Origin of the sequence: Crenobacter caeni (genome assembly GCF_010435965.1) — a bacterium.
Taxonomy (GTDB): domain Bacteria; phylum Pseudomonadota; class Gammaproteobacteria; order Burkholderiales; family Chromobacteriaceae; genus Craterilacuibacter; species Craterilacuibacter caeni.
In genome coordinates this window covers 133646-150196 of the sequence record NZ_JAAGAA010000002.1, presented here as the reverse complement: position 1 = coordinate 150196, position 16551 = coordinate 133646, and the positions used below count along the sequence as shown (strand labels likewise).

Genomic DNA, 16551 nt, shown 5'->3' with positions numbered 1-16551 from the left:
GAACGCGGCGGGCCGTCTGGATTACAAATCAAGGATGAGGCGGGCCGGGTCTTCCAGCAGGTCCTTGATGGTCACCAGCGTCAGCACCGCCTCACGGCCATCGATGATACGGTGGTCGTAGGAGAGCGCAAGATACATCATCGGGCGCACCACCACCTGACCATTTTCAACGACCGCGCGGTCCTTGGTCGCGTGCATGCCGAGGATGGCCGACTGCGGCGGGTTGATGATCGGGGTCGACATCATCGAGCCGAAGGTGCCGCCGTTGGTCACCGAGAAGGTGCCGCCGGTCAAATCTTCCAGCGCGAGCTTGCCGTCACGCGCCTTCACCGCGAAGTCGGCGATCTGCTTTTCGATCTCGGCGATCGACATCTGGTCGGCGTTGCGCAGGATGGGTACCACCAGGCCGCGCGGGCTGCCCACCGCGATGCCGATGTCGAAGTAGCCGTGGTAGACGATGTCGTTGCCGTCGACCGAGGCATTCACCACCGGGAACTTCTTCAGCGCGGCGACCGCGGCCTTGACGAAGAACGACATGAAGCCGAGCTTGACGCCGTGCTCCTTCTCGAACTTGTCCTTGTACTTGGCGCGCAGGTCCATCACCGGCTTCATGTTCACTTCGTTGAAGGTGGTGAGGATGGCGTTCTGCGACTGGCTCTGCAGCAGGCGCTCGGCGACGCGCTGGCGCAGGCGGCTCATCGGCACGCGCTGCTCCGGGCGGTCGGACAGCAAGGCGCCGACGTTGACGGCGGCCGGGGTCGACGAGAGCGCGGTGCCGCTGGCAGCGGCGGCCGGCGCGAGCACCGGGCCTGCCTGTGCCGGCGCGGCCGGGCGCGCGGCCGCAGCGGCGGCGACGTCTTCCTTCAGGATGCGGCCGTCGCGGCCGGAACCGGCGACGCCGGCGAGGTTCACGCCGGTCTCGGCGGCCAGCTTGGCGGCGGATGGCATCGCAGCGCCGCCAGGCGCGGCGGCCGGAGCGGCGGCAGCGGCCACCGGCGCGGCCACGGTGGCGGCCGGGGCGACGTCGCCTGCCTTGGCGGCAGTGTCGATGCGCGCCAGCAGTTGGCCGGAGACGACGGTCGCGCCGTCAGCTTCGATCAGCTCGACGATCACGCCGGCCTGCGGGGCCGGCAGTTCGAGCACGACCTTGTCGGTTTCCAGGTCGATCAGGTTCTCGTCGCGGGCGACGGCTTCGCCAACCTTCTTGTGCCAGCTCATCAGGGTGGCTTCGGACACGGACTCGGGCAGTTGCGGGACTTTGACTTCGATGATCATGTTCTTCTCCGTGCGGGGCCGGCCACCGGCCCCGCCTTGCAGGTCAGGTGTTGTCTTATTTGCCGAACGACAGGGCTTCTTCGACGAAAGCCTTCAGTTGCGCGACGTGCTTGCTCATGTAACCGACTGCCGGCGACGCCGAGGATGGGCGGGCGGCGAACGACAGCGCCTGCTTGGCGCCCATCAGGTCTTCCAGGCGGTGGCGGATCTGGTACCACGCGCCCTGGTTCTTCGGCTCTTCCTGCACCCACTTCACTTCGCGCGCGTTCGGGTAGCGCGCAAGTTCGGCGGCGAGCTGTTCGGTCGGGAACGGGTAGAGCTGCTCGATGCGCACGATGGCGACATCCTGCTCGAGCTCGCGCTCCTTGCGGCCGGCGACGAGGTCGTAGTAGACCTGGCCCGCGCACAACAGCACGCGCTTGACCTTCTTCGGGTCGGCGATGCCGGCGTCGCCGATCACCGGGCGGAAGCTGCCCTGGGTCAGGTCTTCCAGCGGGCTCATCGAATCCTTGAAGCGCAACAGGCGCTTGGACAGGAAGATCACCAGCGGCTTGCGGTACGGGCGCAGCATCTGGCGGCGCAGCAGGTGGAACATCTGTGCGGCTTCGGACGGCATCACCACCTGGATGTTGTGCTCGGCGCACAGCTGCAGCCAGCGCTCGAGGCGGGCCGACGAGTGTTCCGGGCCCTGGCCGTCGTAGCCGTGCGGCAGGATGTTGGTCAGGCCGCACAGGCGGCCCCACTTGGTCTCGCCAGAGGCGATGAACTGGTCGATTGCGACCTGCGCGCCGTTGGCGAAGTCGCCGAACTGCGCTTCCCAGATCACCAGCTGGTCAGGCGCCGAGCACGCGTAGCCGTACTCGTAGGCGAGCACCGCTTCCTCGTTGAGGATGGAGTCGATCACCAGGAAGTCGCCCTGGTTGTCCGACATGTTGCGCAGCGGCACGTAGGCGCCGTCGTCCCACTTCTCGCGGTTCTGGTCGTGCAGCACGGCGTGGCGGTGGCTGAAGGTGCCGCGGCCGGAGTCTTCGCCGGAGATGCGCACGCCGTAGCCGGATTCGACCAGGCTTGCGTAAGCCAGCGTCTCGGCCGCACCCCAGTCGACCGGCTGTTCGCCGTTCGCCATCGCGACGCGCGCCTTGAGCACCTTGTCGACGGTCGGATGCAGCTTGAAGCCTTCCGGCACCTGGGTGACTTTGGCGGTCAGGCGCTGCAGGTCGGCCTGCGGCAGCGAGGTGTCGGTCGGGTGCGCCCAGTGGGTGCCGAAGAACGGCGTCCAGTCGACCGCGAAGTCGCGGTGGTAATTGGTCAGCACGGTCTGCTCGACGTGCTCGCCCTTGTCCAGCGCGTCGCGGTAGGCCTGGATCATCGCCTGCGCCTCGTCGGCGGAGAGCACGCCCTCGGCGGCCAGCCGCTCGGCGTACAGCGCGCGCGCGCCCGGATGCTTGGCGATCTTCTTGTACATCATCGGCTGGGTCAGGTACGGGTCGTCGCCCTCGTTGTGACCGAGCTTGCGGAAGCAGACGAGGTCGATCACCACGTCCTTGTTGAACGTCATCCGGTAGTCGAGCGCGGCCTGCATCACGAAGCACACCGCTTCCGGGTCGTCGCCGTTCACGTGGAAGATCGGCGCCTCGATCATCTTGGCGACGTCGGTACAGTAGGTCGTCGAGCGGATGTCGCGGGTGTCCGAGGTGGTGAAGCCGACCTGGTTGTTGATCACGATGTGCAGCGTGCCGCCGGTGCCGTAGCCGCGGGTCTGCGACAGGTTGAAGGTCCCCTGGTTGACGCCCAGGCCGCCAAAGGCGGAATCGCCGTGCAACAGCACCGGCACCACCTGGCGGCGCTCGCTGTCCTTGCGGCGCTGCTGGCGCGCGCGTACCGAACCCTCGACCACCGGGTTGACGATTTCGAGGTGCGAGGGGTTGAACGCCAGCGACACGTGCATCGGGCCGTTCTGGGTCGGGATGTTGGACGAGAAGCCCATGTGGTACTTCACGTCGCCGGAGGCGAGCTCGACCGCCGGCTTGCCTTCGAACTCGGCAAACAGGTCGCGCGGCAGCTTGCCCAGCGTGTTCACCAGCACGTTCAGGCGGCCGCGGTGCGCCATGCCGATGATCAGTTCCTGCACGCCCTGCTCGGTGCCGTGCTGGATCAGGTGGTCGAGCGCGGCGATCATGCTCTCGCCGCCTTCCAGCGAGAAGCGCTTCTGGCCGACGTAGCGGGTATGCAGGTAACGCTCGAGCGTCTCGGCGGCGGTGATCTGCTTGAGGATGCGGCGCTTCTTGTCGGCGTTGTAGCGCGGGGTCGACAGTTCGCCCTCGAAACGCTTCTGCACCCAGTGCTTCTCGGCACTCTGCGTCACGTGCATGTACTCGACGCCGATATTGCCGCAGTAGGTCTGCTTCAGGCGGGCGAGGATCTCGGACAGCGGCAGCTTCTGCGGGCCAACCAAGGACCCCACGTTGTACTGCACCGCCATGTCGGCGTCGGTCAGGCCGTGGGTGGCCGGGTCAAGCTCGGGCACCTGCGCCTGGTCCATGCGCTTCAGAGGGTCGAGGTTGGCGTGGCGCGAGCCGAGCACGCGGTAGGCGGAGATCAGCTTGAGCACCGCGACCTGCTTTTGCATCGACTCCCACTCGGCGACCGAGCTGACGCGCTGGCCGGCGGCGGGCTTCTTGGCCAGCTCGACGAAGGACTGCTGGATCGGCGCGTGCGGCACGTCGCGCTCGGCGGCGCCCGGCGCCTGCGCAAGCTTGTCGAAGTAATCGCGCCACTGGTCGGGAACTGTCGTCGCATCGGTGAGGTACTGCTCGTACAGTTCCTCGATAAAGGGGGCATTCCCGCCAAACAGGTAGGAATGACCGTACATGGATTGCATCATGGGTTGGACCCTTTGATTCGGTTGTTGACGGCTACCAGAAGCGCTCTGGCAAGTGGCCCCACTTGCCGCAGCGCTCCCGCGCGGAAAAAGGCTGGCCGCCGAAAGCGGCCAGCCTGCCAGGCTTAGCGGTCGGACAGCTGCTGCACGTCGCGTCGCGGCGAGCCGGTGTACAGCTGGCGCGGACGGCCGATCTTCTGCTGCGGGTCGGAGATCATCTCGTTCCAGTGGCTGATCCAGCCGACGGTGCGGGCCAGCGCGAAGATCGGGGTGAACATCGACACCGGGATGCCGATCGCGGAGAGCACGATGCCCGAGTAGAAGTCGACGTTCGGGTACAGCTTGCGCTCGATGAAGTACGGGTCTTCCAGCGCGATCTTCTCCAGCGCCATCGCCAGCTTGAACTTCGGGTCGTCCTGCAGGCCCAGTTCGCCCAGCACCTCGTCGCAGGTCTGTTTCATGATCGCCGCGCGCGGGTCCATGTTCTTGTACACGCGGTGGCCGAAGCCCATCAGCTTGTAGCGCTTGTCCTTCACGCCCTGCATGAACTCGGCGACGTTGTCGACGCTGCCGATCTCGTCGAGCATCTTCAGCACGGCCTCGTTGGCGCCGCCGTGCGACGGGCCCCACAGGCAGGCGATGCCGGCGGCGATGCACGCGAACGGGTTGGCGCCGGACGAGCCGGCCAGGCGCACGGTCGAGGTCGACGCGTTCTGCTCGTGGTCAGCGTGCAGGGTGAAGATGCGGTCGAGCGCGCGGGCGAGCACCGGGTTCACCACGTACTCTTCGCACGGAGTCGAGAACATCATGTGCAGGAAGTTCTCGGCGTAGGTCAGGCCGTTCTTCGGGTAGGAGAACGGCAGGCCCTTGTTGTAGCGGTAAGCCTGCGCGGCGATGGTCGGCAGCTTGGCGATCAGGCGGTGTGCCGACACTTCGCGGTGGTGCGGGTCGGTGATGTCGAGCGAGTCGTGGTAGAAGGCGGACAGCGCGCCGACCACGCCGACCATCACGGCCATCGGGTGCGCGTCGCGGCGGAAGCCCTTGAACACGGTGAACATCTGGTCGTTCAGCATGTTGTGGCGCAGGATCTTCTTGTCGAAGTCGGCCTTCTGCGCCGGAGTCGGCAGTTCGCCGTTCATCAGCAGGTAGCACACTTCGAGGTAGTCGCAGCGCTCGGCCAGCTGTTCGATCGGGTAGCCGCGGTAGTAGAGCTGGCCCAGGTCACCGTCGATGAAGGTGATCTTGGACTCGCACGAAGCGGTGGCGAGGAAGCCCGGGTCGAAGGTGAACATCCCGGTCTTGCCGAAGGTGCGGATGTCGACCACTTCCGGGCCCAGGGTACCGGCGAGCACCGGCATTTCGATGGTATCGCGGCCTTCGTTGAAGGTCAGCGCAACTTTCTTGTTGGTTTCCACAGCTAAACTCCCATGTGATGGTTGGTGCAGCCCGCTCTTAAACGGAACGCAGCATGGCGACGATGGGTGCCAGTTCGGCATCTTCTGTGTCGGCCTTGCCGTTAACGAGATCCAGAAAATCGGTGTCCGGCAGTTCGAGCAGCCGCGTGTACGCGGCAAACTCGGCCGGGGTCAGCGCGTCGTAACGCGTCTCGAGGAACCGGGTCAGCACCAGGTCCAGTTCGAGTAGCCCCCGGCGCGAGCGCCAGCGGATCCGTTTCTTTTCGATCGGATCGATTTCACTCATACCGCGCGCTTGACCATCAGGTCCTTGATCTTGCCGATCGCGCGGGTCGGGTTCAGCCCCTTCGGACAGACGTCGACGCAGTTCATGATCGTGTGGCAGCGGAACAGGCGGTACGGGTCTTCCAGGTTGTCCAGACGCTCGTTGGTCGCCTCGTCGCGGGTGTCCGCGATAAAGCGGTAGGCGGCCAGAAGGCCCGCCGGGCCGACAAACTTGTCCGGGTTCCACCAGAAGCTCGGGCACGAGGTCGAGCAGCACGCGCACAGGATGCACTCGTACAGGCCGTCGAGTTCCTTGCGGTCTTCCGGCGACTGCAGGCGCTCGCGCTCGGGCGCCGGCGAGTTGTTGACCACGTACGGCTTGATCGAGTGGTACTGCTTGAAGAACTGCGTCATGTCGACGATCAGGTCGCGGATCACCGGCAGGCCCGGCAGCGGGCGCAACTCGATCGGCTGCTTGAGGTCGCGCACGTCGGTCAGGCAGGCCAGGCCGTTCTTGCCGTTGATGTTCATCGCGTCCGAACCGCACACGCCTTCACGGCAGGAGCGGCGGAACGACAAGGTGTCGTCCTTGACCTTGAGCTTGACCAGCGCGTCCAAGAGCTTGCGGTCGGTCGAGTCGATCTCGACCGCGATGTCCTGCATGTACGGCTTGGCGTCCTTCTCCGGGTTGTAGCGATAGACGCGGAACTGGATGGTTTCGGTAGTCATGGGTCTGTCGCCTCAGTAGGAACGGGTCTTCAGGGCAATCGTGTCGACGGACAGCGGCGTCAGGTTGACCGGCTTGTATTCGAGCTTGTTGCCGTCGCGGTGCCACAGCGTGTGCTTGAGCCAGTTCTGGTCGTCACGGCCGTTCGGCGTCGCCTCGCAGTCGATCGCGTCGTCGCGCACGTGCGCGCCGCGGCTCTCGGTACGGGCGTTGGCCGAGATCATGGTCGCCTTGGCCACCTCGATCAGGTTTTCAAGCTCCAAAGCCTCGATGCGCGCGGTGTTGAACACCTTGGACTTGTCGCCGATCTCGGTGGTCTTGACCATCTGTTCGACTTTGAGGATCTCCTCGACGCCCTTGGCGAGCATGTCCTTGAAGCGGAACACGCCGCAGTGCGTCTGCATCACGCGCTGCATCGCCGAACGTGCCTCGTGCACATCGGTGCCGTTCTTCTGGTTATCCAGGCGCGCAACACGCGCGAGCGAACGCTCGACGTCGCCCATCGAGAGTTCCGGCAACTCGGCCGGCTGGGTCTTGATGAACTCGATCATCGAGTTGCCCGAACTCTTGCCGAAGACCAGCAGGTCGAGCAGCGAGTTGGTGCCCAGGCGGTTGGCGCCGTGCACCGACGCACACGCGCATTCGCCGGCGGCGTAGAAGCCCTTGACGATAGAGGAGTGGTTGTCGGTGGTCGACAGCGTGACCTCGCCCTTGAAGTTGGTCGGGATGCCGCCCATCTGGTAGTGGCAGGTCGGCACCACCGGGATCGGCGCCTTGATCGGGTCGACGCCGGCGAACTTGATCGAGATCTCGCGGATGCCCGGCAGCTTGGACATGATCACCTCGGGGTCGAGGTGGGTGATGTCGAGCAGCACGTGGTCCTTGTTCGGGCCGCAACCACGGCCTTCGTTGATCTCGGTGACCATCGCGCGCGACACCACGTCGCGCGAGGCGAGGTCCTTGGCGTTCGGCGCGTAGCGCTCCATGAAGCGCTCGCCCGCCGCGTTGCGCAGGATGCCGCCTTCGCCGCGCACGCCCTCGGTGATCAGCACGCCCGCGCCGGCGACGCCGGTCGGGTGGAACTGCCAGAACTCCATGTCTTCCAGCGGGATGCCTGCACGCGACGCCATGCCCAGGCCGTCACCGGTGTTGATGAAGGCGTTGGTCGACGAGGCGTAGATGCGGCCGGCGCCGCCGGTGGCGAACAGCGTCGCCTTGGCCTGGAACACCACCACTTCGGAGGTTTCCATTTCCATGGCGACCACGCCCTGCACCGCGCCGTCCTCGTCGCGGATCAGGTCGAGCGCCATCCACTCGACGAAGAACTGGGTGTTGGCGCGCACGTTGCGCTGGTAGAGCGCGTGCAGCATCGCGTGGCCGGTACGGTCGGCCGCCGCGCACGCGCGGCGAACCGGCTTCTCGCCGAAGTTCGACATGTGGCCGCCGAACGGACGCTGGTAGATGGTGCCGTCGGCGTTGCGGTCGAACGGCATGCCGAAGTGCTCGAGCTCGACGACGACCTTCGGCGCCTCGCGGCACATGAATTCGATCGCGTCCTGGTCACCCAGCCAGTCCGACCCCTTGACGGTGTCGTACATATGCCAGTGCCAGTGGTCCTGCTCGGAGTTGCCGAGGCTGGCGGACACGCCACCCTGTGCGGCGACGGTATGCGAGCGGGTCGGGAACACCTTGGTGATCACGGCCGTTTTCAGGCCGGCTTCGGACAGTTGCAGCGCCGCGCGCAGGCCGGCACCGCCCGCCCCCACGATCACCGCATCGAAATGACGAACAGGAATGCTCATTACAGACCCCAGACAACTTTAACCGAGTACATGAAACACGCGACCAGCCACACGATGGTGAACACGTGCAGGGTCAGGCGCAGGCCGACCGGCTTGACGTAGTCCATCCACACGTCGCGGATGCCGACCCACACATGCAGGAACAGCGCGAGCAGCGTCACCTGGGTGAAGATGCGCACCCAGGTCTCACCGAACAGGGCCTTCCAGCCGTCGAAGTCGGAGGGGATGGACAAGAGCAGCAGCACCAGCGCGACGGTGTAGGCGACCATGATCACCGCGGTGACGCGCTGCATCAGCCAGTCGCGCAGGCCGTAGTGCGCGCCGATAACGTGACGATTTACCATACGAGAACCCCCAGGATCACGGTCAGGGTCAGGCTCACGGCGAGCACCGCCTTGGCGGTGGCGCGAGCGGTTTCAAGTTCCAGGCCCTTGTGGACGTCGAGGAACAGGAAGCGGATGCCGGCGCAGAAGTGGTGCAGGTAAGCCCACAAAAAGCCGATCAGCACCAGTTTCATCAGCGGGTGGGCGATGACGGCGCGGAAGGTTTCGAAATCCGCAGCGGAACTGAGCGATCCGGCGAACAGGTACATCAGAAGAGGCAGGGAGAGAAAGAGCGCGACACCACTGACCCGGTGCAGGATCGAGACAATGCCCGGCACGGGCAGCCTGATCTTGGCCAGGTCGAGGTGCTTCGGTCGTTGCTTCTGCATATGGCTTCCTAAGAGTGCTTCTTGACCAAGCGGTTGTAACCAGGCTTCGCGAAGCGAAGCCGCCGAGGCGGTCGACCGTCTGCGCAGTCTCCACACCCGTTTCGTCATATTGATGCAATGCACCGCATGCAATATGACCGAACGATTCTAACAAAGACCACGACCCCATTCACGCTATCGGCATTTTTTTGCCGCATCGCCGCAGTCTCAGACCCCTACCGTGTACGCCAGCCGCTCGGTCAGGCACAGGCGCTGCCGCCATACCGTGCGCTGCCCCTCGGTGTCGTCGAACAGTTCGAGCACCGACAGCACGGGCACCCCTGCACCCACCCCGAACAGCGCCGCGTCCTCGCGCGCGAGCGACTGCACCCGGTACTGCGCGAGCGCAGGCTTCACGCGAACCCCGAAGCGGGCCACCAGTTGGGCGACCCCCAGCGAGCGCGAGCGCAGGGTACGTGCGTCGACCCCCTCGAAACGCTCGGCCGACAACAGCACCTCGTCCAGCGCGACCGCCTCGCCGCCGCGCCGCCACAAAAAACGCAGCTGGTGCAGCGCAGCGTGCCGGCGCAGGCCGAGCACTTCGGCGACCTCCTCGCTGGCGGCGACACGGGAGACGCCGAGCAACTCGCGCGACAGCGGGTCGGGGCTCTCGCCGACCAGTACCGGCGACACCAGCCGCGCGTGCCCCCAGTCGCTCTCGGGTGGCGCGACAAAGGTTCCCTTGCCCTGCACCCGCTCGAGCACGCCGTCGGCGACCATCTCGCCCAGCGCCTTGCGCACCGTACCCTGGCTGACTGAAAGCTGGGCTGCCAGCTCCCACTCGCTGGGCAGCGGCTCGCCCCCGTCCCATTCACCGTCGCAAACGCGCTCCAGCAACAAGGCCCTCACCTGCTTGTACAGGGGCTCCCGACTGACCACGCCCGCACGCTTTCCCATGCTTTTTACCACCGAATTCCATTCGAGTAAACAGAAGTCTTATATAAGACACATGATCGCAATCATAACGCCGCCCAGGACAGCCGGCAACACGAGAACAAAGCAGCACAAATCAATAAAGTCCCGTGTTACACTCGCTCGCACTCTTTATTGCAGAGCACAAGTGCCAAGCCGTTTATCAAAGGAGAATAAGCTGATGAAAGCCCCCGTACGTGTTGCCGTGACCGGTGCAGCCGGCCAGATCGGTTACAGCCTGTTGTTCCGCATCGCCAGCGGCGAGATGCTGGGCAAGGACCAGCCGGTCATCCTGCAGATGCTGGAGATTCCGAACGAAAAGGCCCAGCAGGCGCTGCAAGGCGTGATGATGGAGCTGGAAGACTGCGCGTTCCCGCTGCTGGCCGGCATGGTCGGCACCGACGACGCGATGGTCGCATTCAAGGACGCCGACTACGCGCTGCTGGTCGGCGCGCGTCCGCGCGGCCCGGGCATGGAGCGTGCCGACCTGTTGTCGGCCAACGCCGAGATCTTCACCGCGCAGGGCAAGGCGCTGAACGCCGTCGCCAGCCGTGACGTCAAGGTGCTGGTGGTCGGCAACCCGGCCAACACCAACGCCTACATCGCGATGAAGAGCGCGCCGGACCTGCCGGCCGGCAACTTCACCGCCATGCTGCGCCTGGACCACAACCGCGCCGCCAGCCAGATCGCCGCCAAGACCGGCAAGCCGGTGTCCGCGATCAAGACGCTGACGGTATGGGGCAACCACTCGCCGACCATGTACGCCGACTACCGCTTCGCCACCATCGGCGGCGAGAGCGTGAAGGAAATGATCGGCGACGAAGCATGGAACCGCGACGTGTTCCTGCCGACCGTCGGCAAGCGCGGCGCCGCAATCATCGCGGCACGCGGCCTGTCCTCCGCCGCTTCCGCCGCCAACGCGGCGATCGACCACATGCGCGACTGGGCGCTGGGCACCAACGGTGAATGGGTGACCATGGGCATCCCGTCCGACGGCAGCTACGGCATCCCGGAGGGCGTGATGTACGGCTTCCCGGTTACGTGCGAAAATGGCAAGTACACCATCGTGCAGGGCCTGGAGATCGACGAATTCAGCCGCGAGCGCATGAACGTGACGCTGAACGAGCTCGAGGAAGAGCGCGCCGCCGTCGCCCACCTGCTCGCCTGATCTGCAGCACCTAGAATGAAGCGCACCTTACGGGTGCGCTTTTTTGCCTTTTTTGCCGCCGGCACGATATATTTGCATCTACTAATTCTCTGACGTTCAGGAGACCCCAATGATTGAAGCCGAAGTCCTCAACCAGATCGATGCCAAGATGGACGACCTGGCCGCCCGCCTGACCGACATTCGGGGGTATCTTTGACTACGACGGCAAGAAGGACCGTCTGGAAGAAGTCTCCCGCCTGACCGAAGACCCCGAAATCTGGAACGAGCCCAAGAAGGCCCAGGAACTCGGGCGTGAGCGCAAGGCGCTCGAGGACGTCGTGCTGGTGATCGAGGGTATCACCGCGACCGTCGCCGACAGCCGCGAGCTGTTCGAGATGGGCAAGGAAGAAGGCGACGACGACACCGTGCTCGCCGTGCAGGCCGACCTTGGCGACGCCGAGGCCAAGCTCGCCCAGCTCGAGTTCCGCCGCATGTTCAACGACCCGATGGACCCGAACAACTGCTTCGTCGACATCCAGGCCGGCGCGGGTGGCACCGAGGCGCAGGACTGGGCCGGCATGCTGCTGCGCATGTACCTGCGCTGGGCCGAACGCCGCGGCTTCAAGGTCGAGGTGCTCGAGGAGTCCGAGGGCGACGTCGCCGGTATCACCAGCGCGACGATCAAGATCGAGGGCGAGTACGCCTACGGCCTGCTGCGTACCGAAGTCGGCGTGCACCGTCTGGTGCGCGTGTCGCCGTTCGACTCCAACGCGCGCCGCCACACCTCGTTCTCGTCGGTATTCGTCTACCCCGAAGTCGACGACTCGTTCGAGATCGACATCAACCCGTCCGACGTGCGTACCGACACCTACCGCGCGTCCGGTGCCGGCGGCCAGCACATCAACAAGACCGACTCGGCGGTGCGCCTGACGCACATGCCGACCGGCATCGTCGTGCAGTGCCAGAACGACCGTTCGCAGCACCGCAACCGCGACGAGGCGTGGCAGATGCTGCGCGCCAAGCTGTACGAGCTCGAGCTGAAGAAGCGCAACGCCGCCAAGCAGGAACTCGAAGACAGCAAGACCGACGTGGGCTGGGGCCACCAGATCCGTTCCTACGTCTTTGACCAGTCGCGCATCAAGGACCTGCGTACCGGCTACGAAGTCGGCAACATCAAGGCAGTGATGGACGGCGACCTCGACGGTTTTATCGAAGCTAGCCTCAAGCAAGGGGTGTAGTCATGTTGGTCAATCTGACCCGTATGCGGTGCCGACACCGCGCTATTTGCAGCCAAGTGGAGTGAAAATGTCTGAACACGAAATCGCATCGCCCAGCCAGGACGAAAACCAGATCATGGCCGAGCGCCGCAGCAAGCTTGCCGAAATCCGCAAGCAGGGCGTCGCCTTCCCCAACGACTTCCGCCGCAAACACATGGCAGGCGACCTCGCCCGCCAGTGCGAAGGCAAGGACAAGGAAGCGCTGGAAGCCGAGAAGATCGAAGTCGTCGTTGCCGGCCGGATGATGCTCAAACGTGTGATGGGCAAGGCCAGCTTCGCGACGCTGCAGGACAGCACGGGCCGGATCCAGCTCTACATCAACGACCAGGGCGTCGGCGAAGCCGTGCACGAGGCGTTCAAGCACTGGGACCTGGGCGACATCCTCGGCGCCCGTGGCGAACTCTTCCGCACCAACAAGGGCGAGCTGTCGATCAACGTGACCGAGCTGCGCCTGCTGTCCAAGAGCATCCGCCCGCTGCCGGACAAGTTCCATGGCCTGGCCGACCAGGAGCAGAAGTACCGCCAGCGCTACGTCGACCTGATCATGAACGACGACTCGCGCGACACCTTCATCAAGCGCTCCAAGATCGTGCAGGCCGTGCGTGACGTGATGGTCGGCGAAGCCTACCTCGAAGTCGAAACGCCGATGATGCACCCGATCCCGGGCGGCGCCGCGGCCAAGCCCTTCGTCACCCACCACAACGCGCTGGACATGCCGCTCTACCTGCGCATCGCGCCGGAGCTGTACCTCAAGCGCCTGGTGGTCGGCGGCCTCGAGCGCGTGTTCGAAATCAACCGCAACTTCCGCAACGAGGGGATGAGCACCCGCCACAACCCCGAGTTCACCATGATGGAGTTCTACGAGGCGTACTGCGGCTACGAGCGCATGATGGAAATGACCGAGAAGGTCATCCGCGCCTGCGCGATGGCGGCCTGCGGCACCACCCGCATCAGCTACGGCGGCAAGGACGTCGACCTGGAGAGCCCGTTCGCGCGCTTCACCATCGTCGGCGCGATCAAGCACTACAACCCGCAGTACACCGACGAGCAACTGGCCGACGAGGCGTGGCTGAAGAGCGAGATCAAGAAGCTCGGCGGCAAGCTGCCGCCGGCACCGGGCCTGGGCAGCCTGCAGCTCGCGCTGTTCGAGGAATGCGCCGAAGGCCTGCTGTGGAACCCGACCTTCATCATCGACTACCCGGTCGAAGTCTCGCCGCTGGCCCGCGGCTCGGACGCCAACCCGGCGATCACCGAACGCTTCGAACTGTTCGTGGTCGGCCGTGAACTGGCCAACGGCTACTCCGAGTTGAACGACCCGGAAGACCAGGCCGCGCGCTTCATGAGCCAGGTCGAGCAGAAGGACGCCGGTGACGACGAGGCGATGCACTACGACGCCGACTACATCCGCGCGATGGAGTACGGCCTGCCCCCGACCGGCGGCTGCGGCATCGGCATCGACCGTCTGGTGATGCTGCTGACCGACGCCCCGTCGATCCGCGACGTGATCTTGTTCCCGCACATGAGGCCGGAGTAATTTCCTAGCCGTTCCTAGACATTTCTAGGATCACCCTCAAGACCCCCGCCAGCAAAGGCTTTCGGGGGTTTTTGTTTCCAAGTCTTTCCTAGGAATCCCCATTGAAGCGCAGCATTTTTTGGGGTACGGTCTGGGGTACAGAAATGCCGATACCCCTTGGAGCTCACTCATGGCACTGACTGCGCTGGACTGCAAAAACGCCACCCTCAAGCCAGACGGGAGAATGAACATCCTGTACGACGAAAAAGGTTTGCGGCTCTTGGTCCGGCCATCCGGTACCAAGTCATGGCAGTTCAAGTACCAGTCGTCGGGGAAGAGTCAGGTTTTCACCATCGGCACCTTCCCTGAGCTATCGCTGAAGGAAGCGCGAAGCAAGCGAGACGAGTTGCGACGACAGCTGGCACAGGGCATCGACCCACAAGCCGAGAAACAGCAGCAGGAGCGCGCAGCGCGCGTTGCTGCCGCCAACTTATTTGAAGCGCTCACCGAGGAATGGCTTGAGATCATGGGCGCCGAGTGGGCTCCACGTCACCTCGCGGGCGTAAGAACCTCACTTCAGCGTTATGTGCTCCCCGTCCTAGGCAAGCGCCCCATCAGCGACATCGCTCCGATGGAGGTCTTGGCACTGCTCCGCGTCCCGGAGAAGGCAGGCAAGCTCGATACGGCAAAACGCCTACGCGAACGCATCAGCGCCATTTTCAAGCTGGCCATCGCAACCGGCCGCTGCCGCTACAACCCTGCGGCCGACTTGGACCGAGCGCTGAAGAGCCCCATCAGCAAGCCACGAGCAGCCCTTCCCTATTCAGAAGCACCAGCCTTCATTGCAGAGGTCGAAGCGAATCCGACCCTGACGAGGCAAACCCAGCTGTTGTTCAAGCTACTTGTCATGCTGGGCACTCGCATCGGCGAGACGGTGCAAACCGAGTGGGCACACTTCGACCTTGAAGCAAGGACCTGGACGATCCCCCCTGAGATTCGCAAGGTGAAGCATCGTTTGAAGCCTACGGCAGAGTCTCATGCAATTCCCCTCCCCGAACAGGCGATCCCGATTTTGGAGGAATTGCGCCAGTTGTCTGGAAGCAGCCCCTTCGTGTTTCCAAACCGCGATTCGATCAACCGCCCGATGTGCCCTGACACGCCACGAGTGGCCCTACGACGGATGGGTTTTGATGGCGAGAAGCGCCTCAAGATCGACACTCATGGATTTCGCGCCACCCTATCGACATGGGCGAACGAGCAAGGCTACAACCCGGACGCCATTGAACGCCACCTCTCTCACATCGAGCGCAACCAGGTCCGTGCCGCCTACAACCGGGCGCGCTACTCGACCGAGCGTTCAGAAATTTTGCAAGCGTGGGCTGATTGGCTCGAAGGTAGAATCATGACTGTTGAGCAATTGGCCAAAACGTAGAGCTTAATTTTCGATGCCGTCGCAGCTTCTTGGCCGAGGCTGCGACGCGTAGCAATGCTACAAGCCTGGTGCGACTGTATCTACAACCAAGAAACCATAAAAAATGGCGCTTTTTGATCAAAACAAGTCGCATCCAACAAAACGAGCGCGACAAAAAAATGGTGTAAGATACAAGCCCGCTACATCTTGATGAGAAGACATACCAAACATCAACTAAAGATGAAAAACTCAACTACCACCAATCCAAAATTTATTGGATCAAGAAAACCCAATTCAATGGTTTCGTCTTTTTTAAAGAAAAAGAATGAATCAATGGTTGCGGTAATCACAAATCGCATTGAACTCGCCATTGATAAGACCATATTTGATCATGAAAATTCGATGGAGACGTCTCTAGCAGCAGAGCAAGAAATTATAAAAATTCTCGCTGAAGAGAAATACAATTGGCCCTGCGTAGGTTCAGCAGCCCATTACCGCCATATCGCCTCATGCAAAATGGCTAGGCGCATTTCTGCCTTTTCATCACTACAGAAAGATTATGCTCATCCTCCAAAGAAAATAAGCAAAACTTGCTCTCGTCGGGTCGCCAGGTCTAGATCAACCAAGACAGCCGCTCGTCAGACTTCGTCTGGGCTTTCGGCCGACCCCGACCCCGAGCCTCGACGGCGCACCTCTCATTTCCGCTCCAGCCTGAGCTGCATTGCTGCAGCGTGGCAACTCCAACGCCCTGACAACCCAAGGGCAACGCAATCGACTACCGCCACCACTGACCGCGCCTTTGTGCCGGCCAGCGTATCGCCTATTGCCGTTTGGAGTGCCGCAGCATGACAACTCACACCATCATTCGTCGTCCCCATGTTGAAGAAAAAACCGGTCTGAGCCGCTCGGCTATCTACGACCGCATGAATCGAAAATCACCGCGTTACGACCCAACCTTCCCGCGCTCTATCCGCCTAGGGGGTGGAGCAGTCGGATGGGTCGAGGCTGAGTTAGACGCCTGGATTCAATCCTGTATCGACGCCCGTAATGCCGCATGAAAACACCAGTCATGACGATGCAACCGACGTTGCAGGTATGGCCGCGTCTGCGCGCCGTGTTTGAACTGGCCTTTAAAGCCGTAGTTTTCGCGCACAAAGGAGTCGCCGCCGTGGAGGT

The 16551-nt window shown here is 63.5% G+C and carries 15 protein-coding genes; 6 read left to right on the top strand and 9 right to left on the bottom strand.

Annotated features, from left to right (window positions below):
• Nucleotides 1-21: 21 nt before the first annotated feature.
• The 9 genes from odhB to GZH52_RS02730 form a co-directional block, all read right to left on the bottom strand.
• Complete coding sequence (gene odhB / locus GZH52_RS02770) at nucleotides 22-1275, bottom strand: 2-oxoglutarate dehydrogenase complex dihydrolipoyllysine-residue succinyltransferase (RefSeq protein ID WP_163314990.1); 1254 nt, start codon at nucleotides 1273-1275, stop codon at nucleotides 22-24.
• A 55-nt stretch (nucleotides 1276-1330) separates the two neighbouring features.
• Nucleotides 1331-4159: a 2-oxoglutarate dehydrogenase E1 component gene (locus GZH52_RS02765; protein ID WP_163314989.1), complete on the bottom strand. Its 2829-nt coding sequence runs from the start codon at nucleotides 4157-4159 to the stop codon at nucleotides 1331-1333.
• A 122-nt stretch (nucleotides 4160-4281) separates the two neighbouring features.
• Nucleotides 4282-5571, bottom strand: coding sequence for a citrate synthase (gltA, locus tag GZH52_RS02760; protein ID WP_163314988.1), 1290 nt, complete (start codon nucleotides 5569-5571; stop codon nucleotides 4282-4284).
• 37 nt (nucleotides 5572-5608) lie between these two features.
• Nucleotides 5609-5857: an FAD assembly factor SdhE gene (locus tag GZH52_RS02755; protein WP_136553650.1), complete on the bottom strand. Its 249-nt coding sequence runs from the start codon at nucleotides 5855-5857 to the stop codon at nucleotides 5609-5611.
• Entirely contained in the window at nucleotides 5854-6564 is a 711-nt protein-coding gene (locus tag GZH52_RS02750; protein ID WP_163314987.1) for a succinate dehydrogenase iron-sulfur subunit, read from the bottom strand. The genes GZH52_RS02755 and GZH52_RS02750 overlap by 4 nt, the downstream gene beginning before the upstream one ends.
• Nucleotides 6565-6576: 12 nt before the next feature.
• The gene (gene sdhA, locus GZH52_RS02745) at nucleotides 6577-8364 is read right to left on the bottom strand and encodes a succinate dehydrogenase flavoprotein subunit (protein ID WP_163314986.1); all 1788 of its coding nucleotides are present in this window, start codon (nucleotides 8362-8364) and stop codon (nucleotides 6577-6579) included.
• Nucleotides 8364-8708: a succinate dehydrogenase, hydrophobic membrane anchor protein gene (sdhD, locus tag GZH52_RS02740; protein ID WP_163314985.1), complete on the bottom strand. Its 345-nt coding sequence runs from the start codon at nucleotides 8706-8708 to the stop codon at nucleotides 8364-8366. The genes sdhA and sdhD overlap by 1 nt, the downstream gene beginning before the upstream one ends.
• Nucleotides 8702-9076 (bottom strand): succinate dehydrogenase, cytochrome b556 subunit, encoded by a 375-nt coding sequence (gene sdhC / locus GZH52_RS02735; RefSeq protein ID WP_163314984.1) that lies wholly within the window; start codon nucleotides 9074-9076, stop codon nucleotides 8702-8704. The genes sdhD and sdhC overlap by 7 nt, the downstream gene beginning before the upstream one ends.
• A gap of 207 nt (nucleotides 9077-9283) precedes the next feature.
• On the bottom strand, nucleotides 9284-10012 hold the full coding sequence (locus GZH52_RS02730; RefSeq protein ID WP_163314983.1) for a GntR family transcriptional regulator: 729 nt from the start codon (nucleotides 10010-10012) through the stop codon (nucleotides 9284-9286).
• Nucleotides 10013-10208: 196 nt separating this feature from the next.
• Between GZH52_RS02730 and GZH52_RS02725 the strand changes: the two genes are divergently transcribed.
• The 6 genes from GZH52_RS02725 to GZH52_RS02700 all read left to right on the top strand — a co-directional run bounded on the left by GZH52_RS02725 (nucleotide 10209) and on the right by GZH52_RS02700 (nucleotide 16433).
• On the top strand, nucleotides 10209-11195 hold the full coding sequence (locus tag GZH52_RS02725; RefSeq protein WP_163314982.1) for a malate dehydrogenase: 987 nt from the start codon (nucleotides 10209-10211) through the stop codon (nucleotides 11193-11195).
• 112 nt (nucleotides 11196-11307) lie between these two features.
• A protein-coding gene (gene prfB / locus GZH52_RS02720; RefSeq protein ID WP_349290631.1) for a peptide chain release factor 2 occupies nucleotides 11308-12412 on the top strand; the annotation gives its coding sequence in 2 pieces (ribosomal slippage) (nucleotides 11308-11388 and nucleotides 11390-12412; 1104 coding nt in all).
• A 67-nt stretch (nucleotides 12413-12479) separates the two neighbouring features.
• Entirely contained in the window at nucleotides 12480-13985 is a 1506-nt protein-coding gene (gene lysS, locus GZH52_RS02715) for a lysine--tRNA ligase (RefSeq protein ID WP_163314980.1), read from the top strand.
• Between the two features lie 169 nt (nucleotides 13986-14154).
• Nucleotides 14155-15396 carry a tyrosine-type recombinase/integrase gene (locus GZH52_RS02710; RefSeq protein ID WP_163314979.1) on the top strand — a complete coding sequence of 414 codons (1242 nt, stop codon included), beginning with the start codon at nucleotides 14155-14157 and terminating at the stop codon, nucleotides 15394-15396.
• Nucleotides 15397-15585: 189 nt separating this feature from the next.
• Entirely contained in the window at nucleotides 15586-16224 is a 639-nt protein-coding gene (locus tag GZH52_RS02705; RefSeq protein ID WP_163314978.1) for a hypothetical protein, read from the top strand.
• Nucleotides 16221-16433 carry an AlpA family transcriptional regulator gene (locus GZH52_RS02700; RefSeq protein WP_163314977.1) on the top strand — a complete coding sequence of 71 codons (213 nt, stop codon included), beginning with the start codon at nucleotides 16221-16223 and terminating at the stop codon, nucleotides 16431-16433. The genes GZH52_RS02705 and GZH52_RS02700 overlap by 4 nt, the downstream gene beginning before the upstream one ends.
• Nucleotides 16434-16551: the final 118 nt, after the last annotated feature.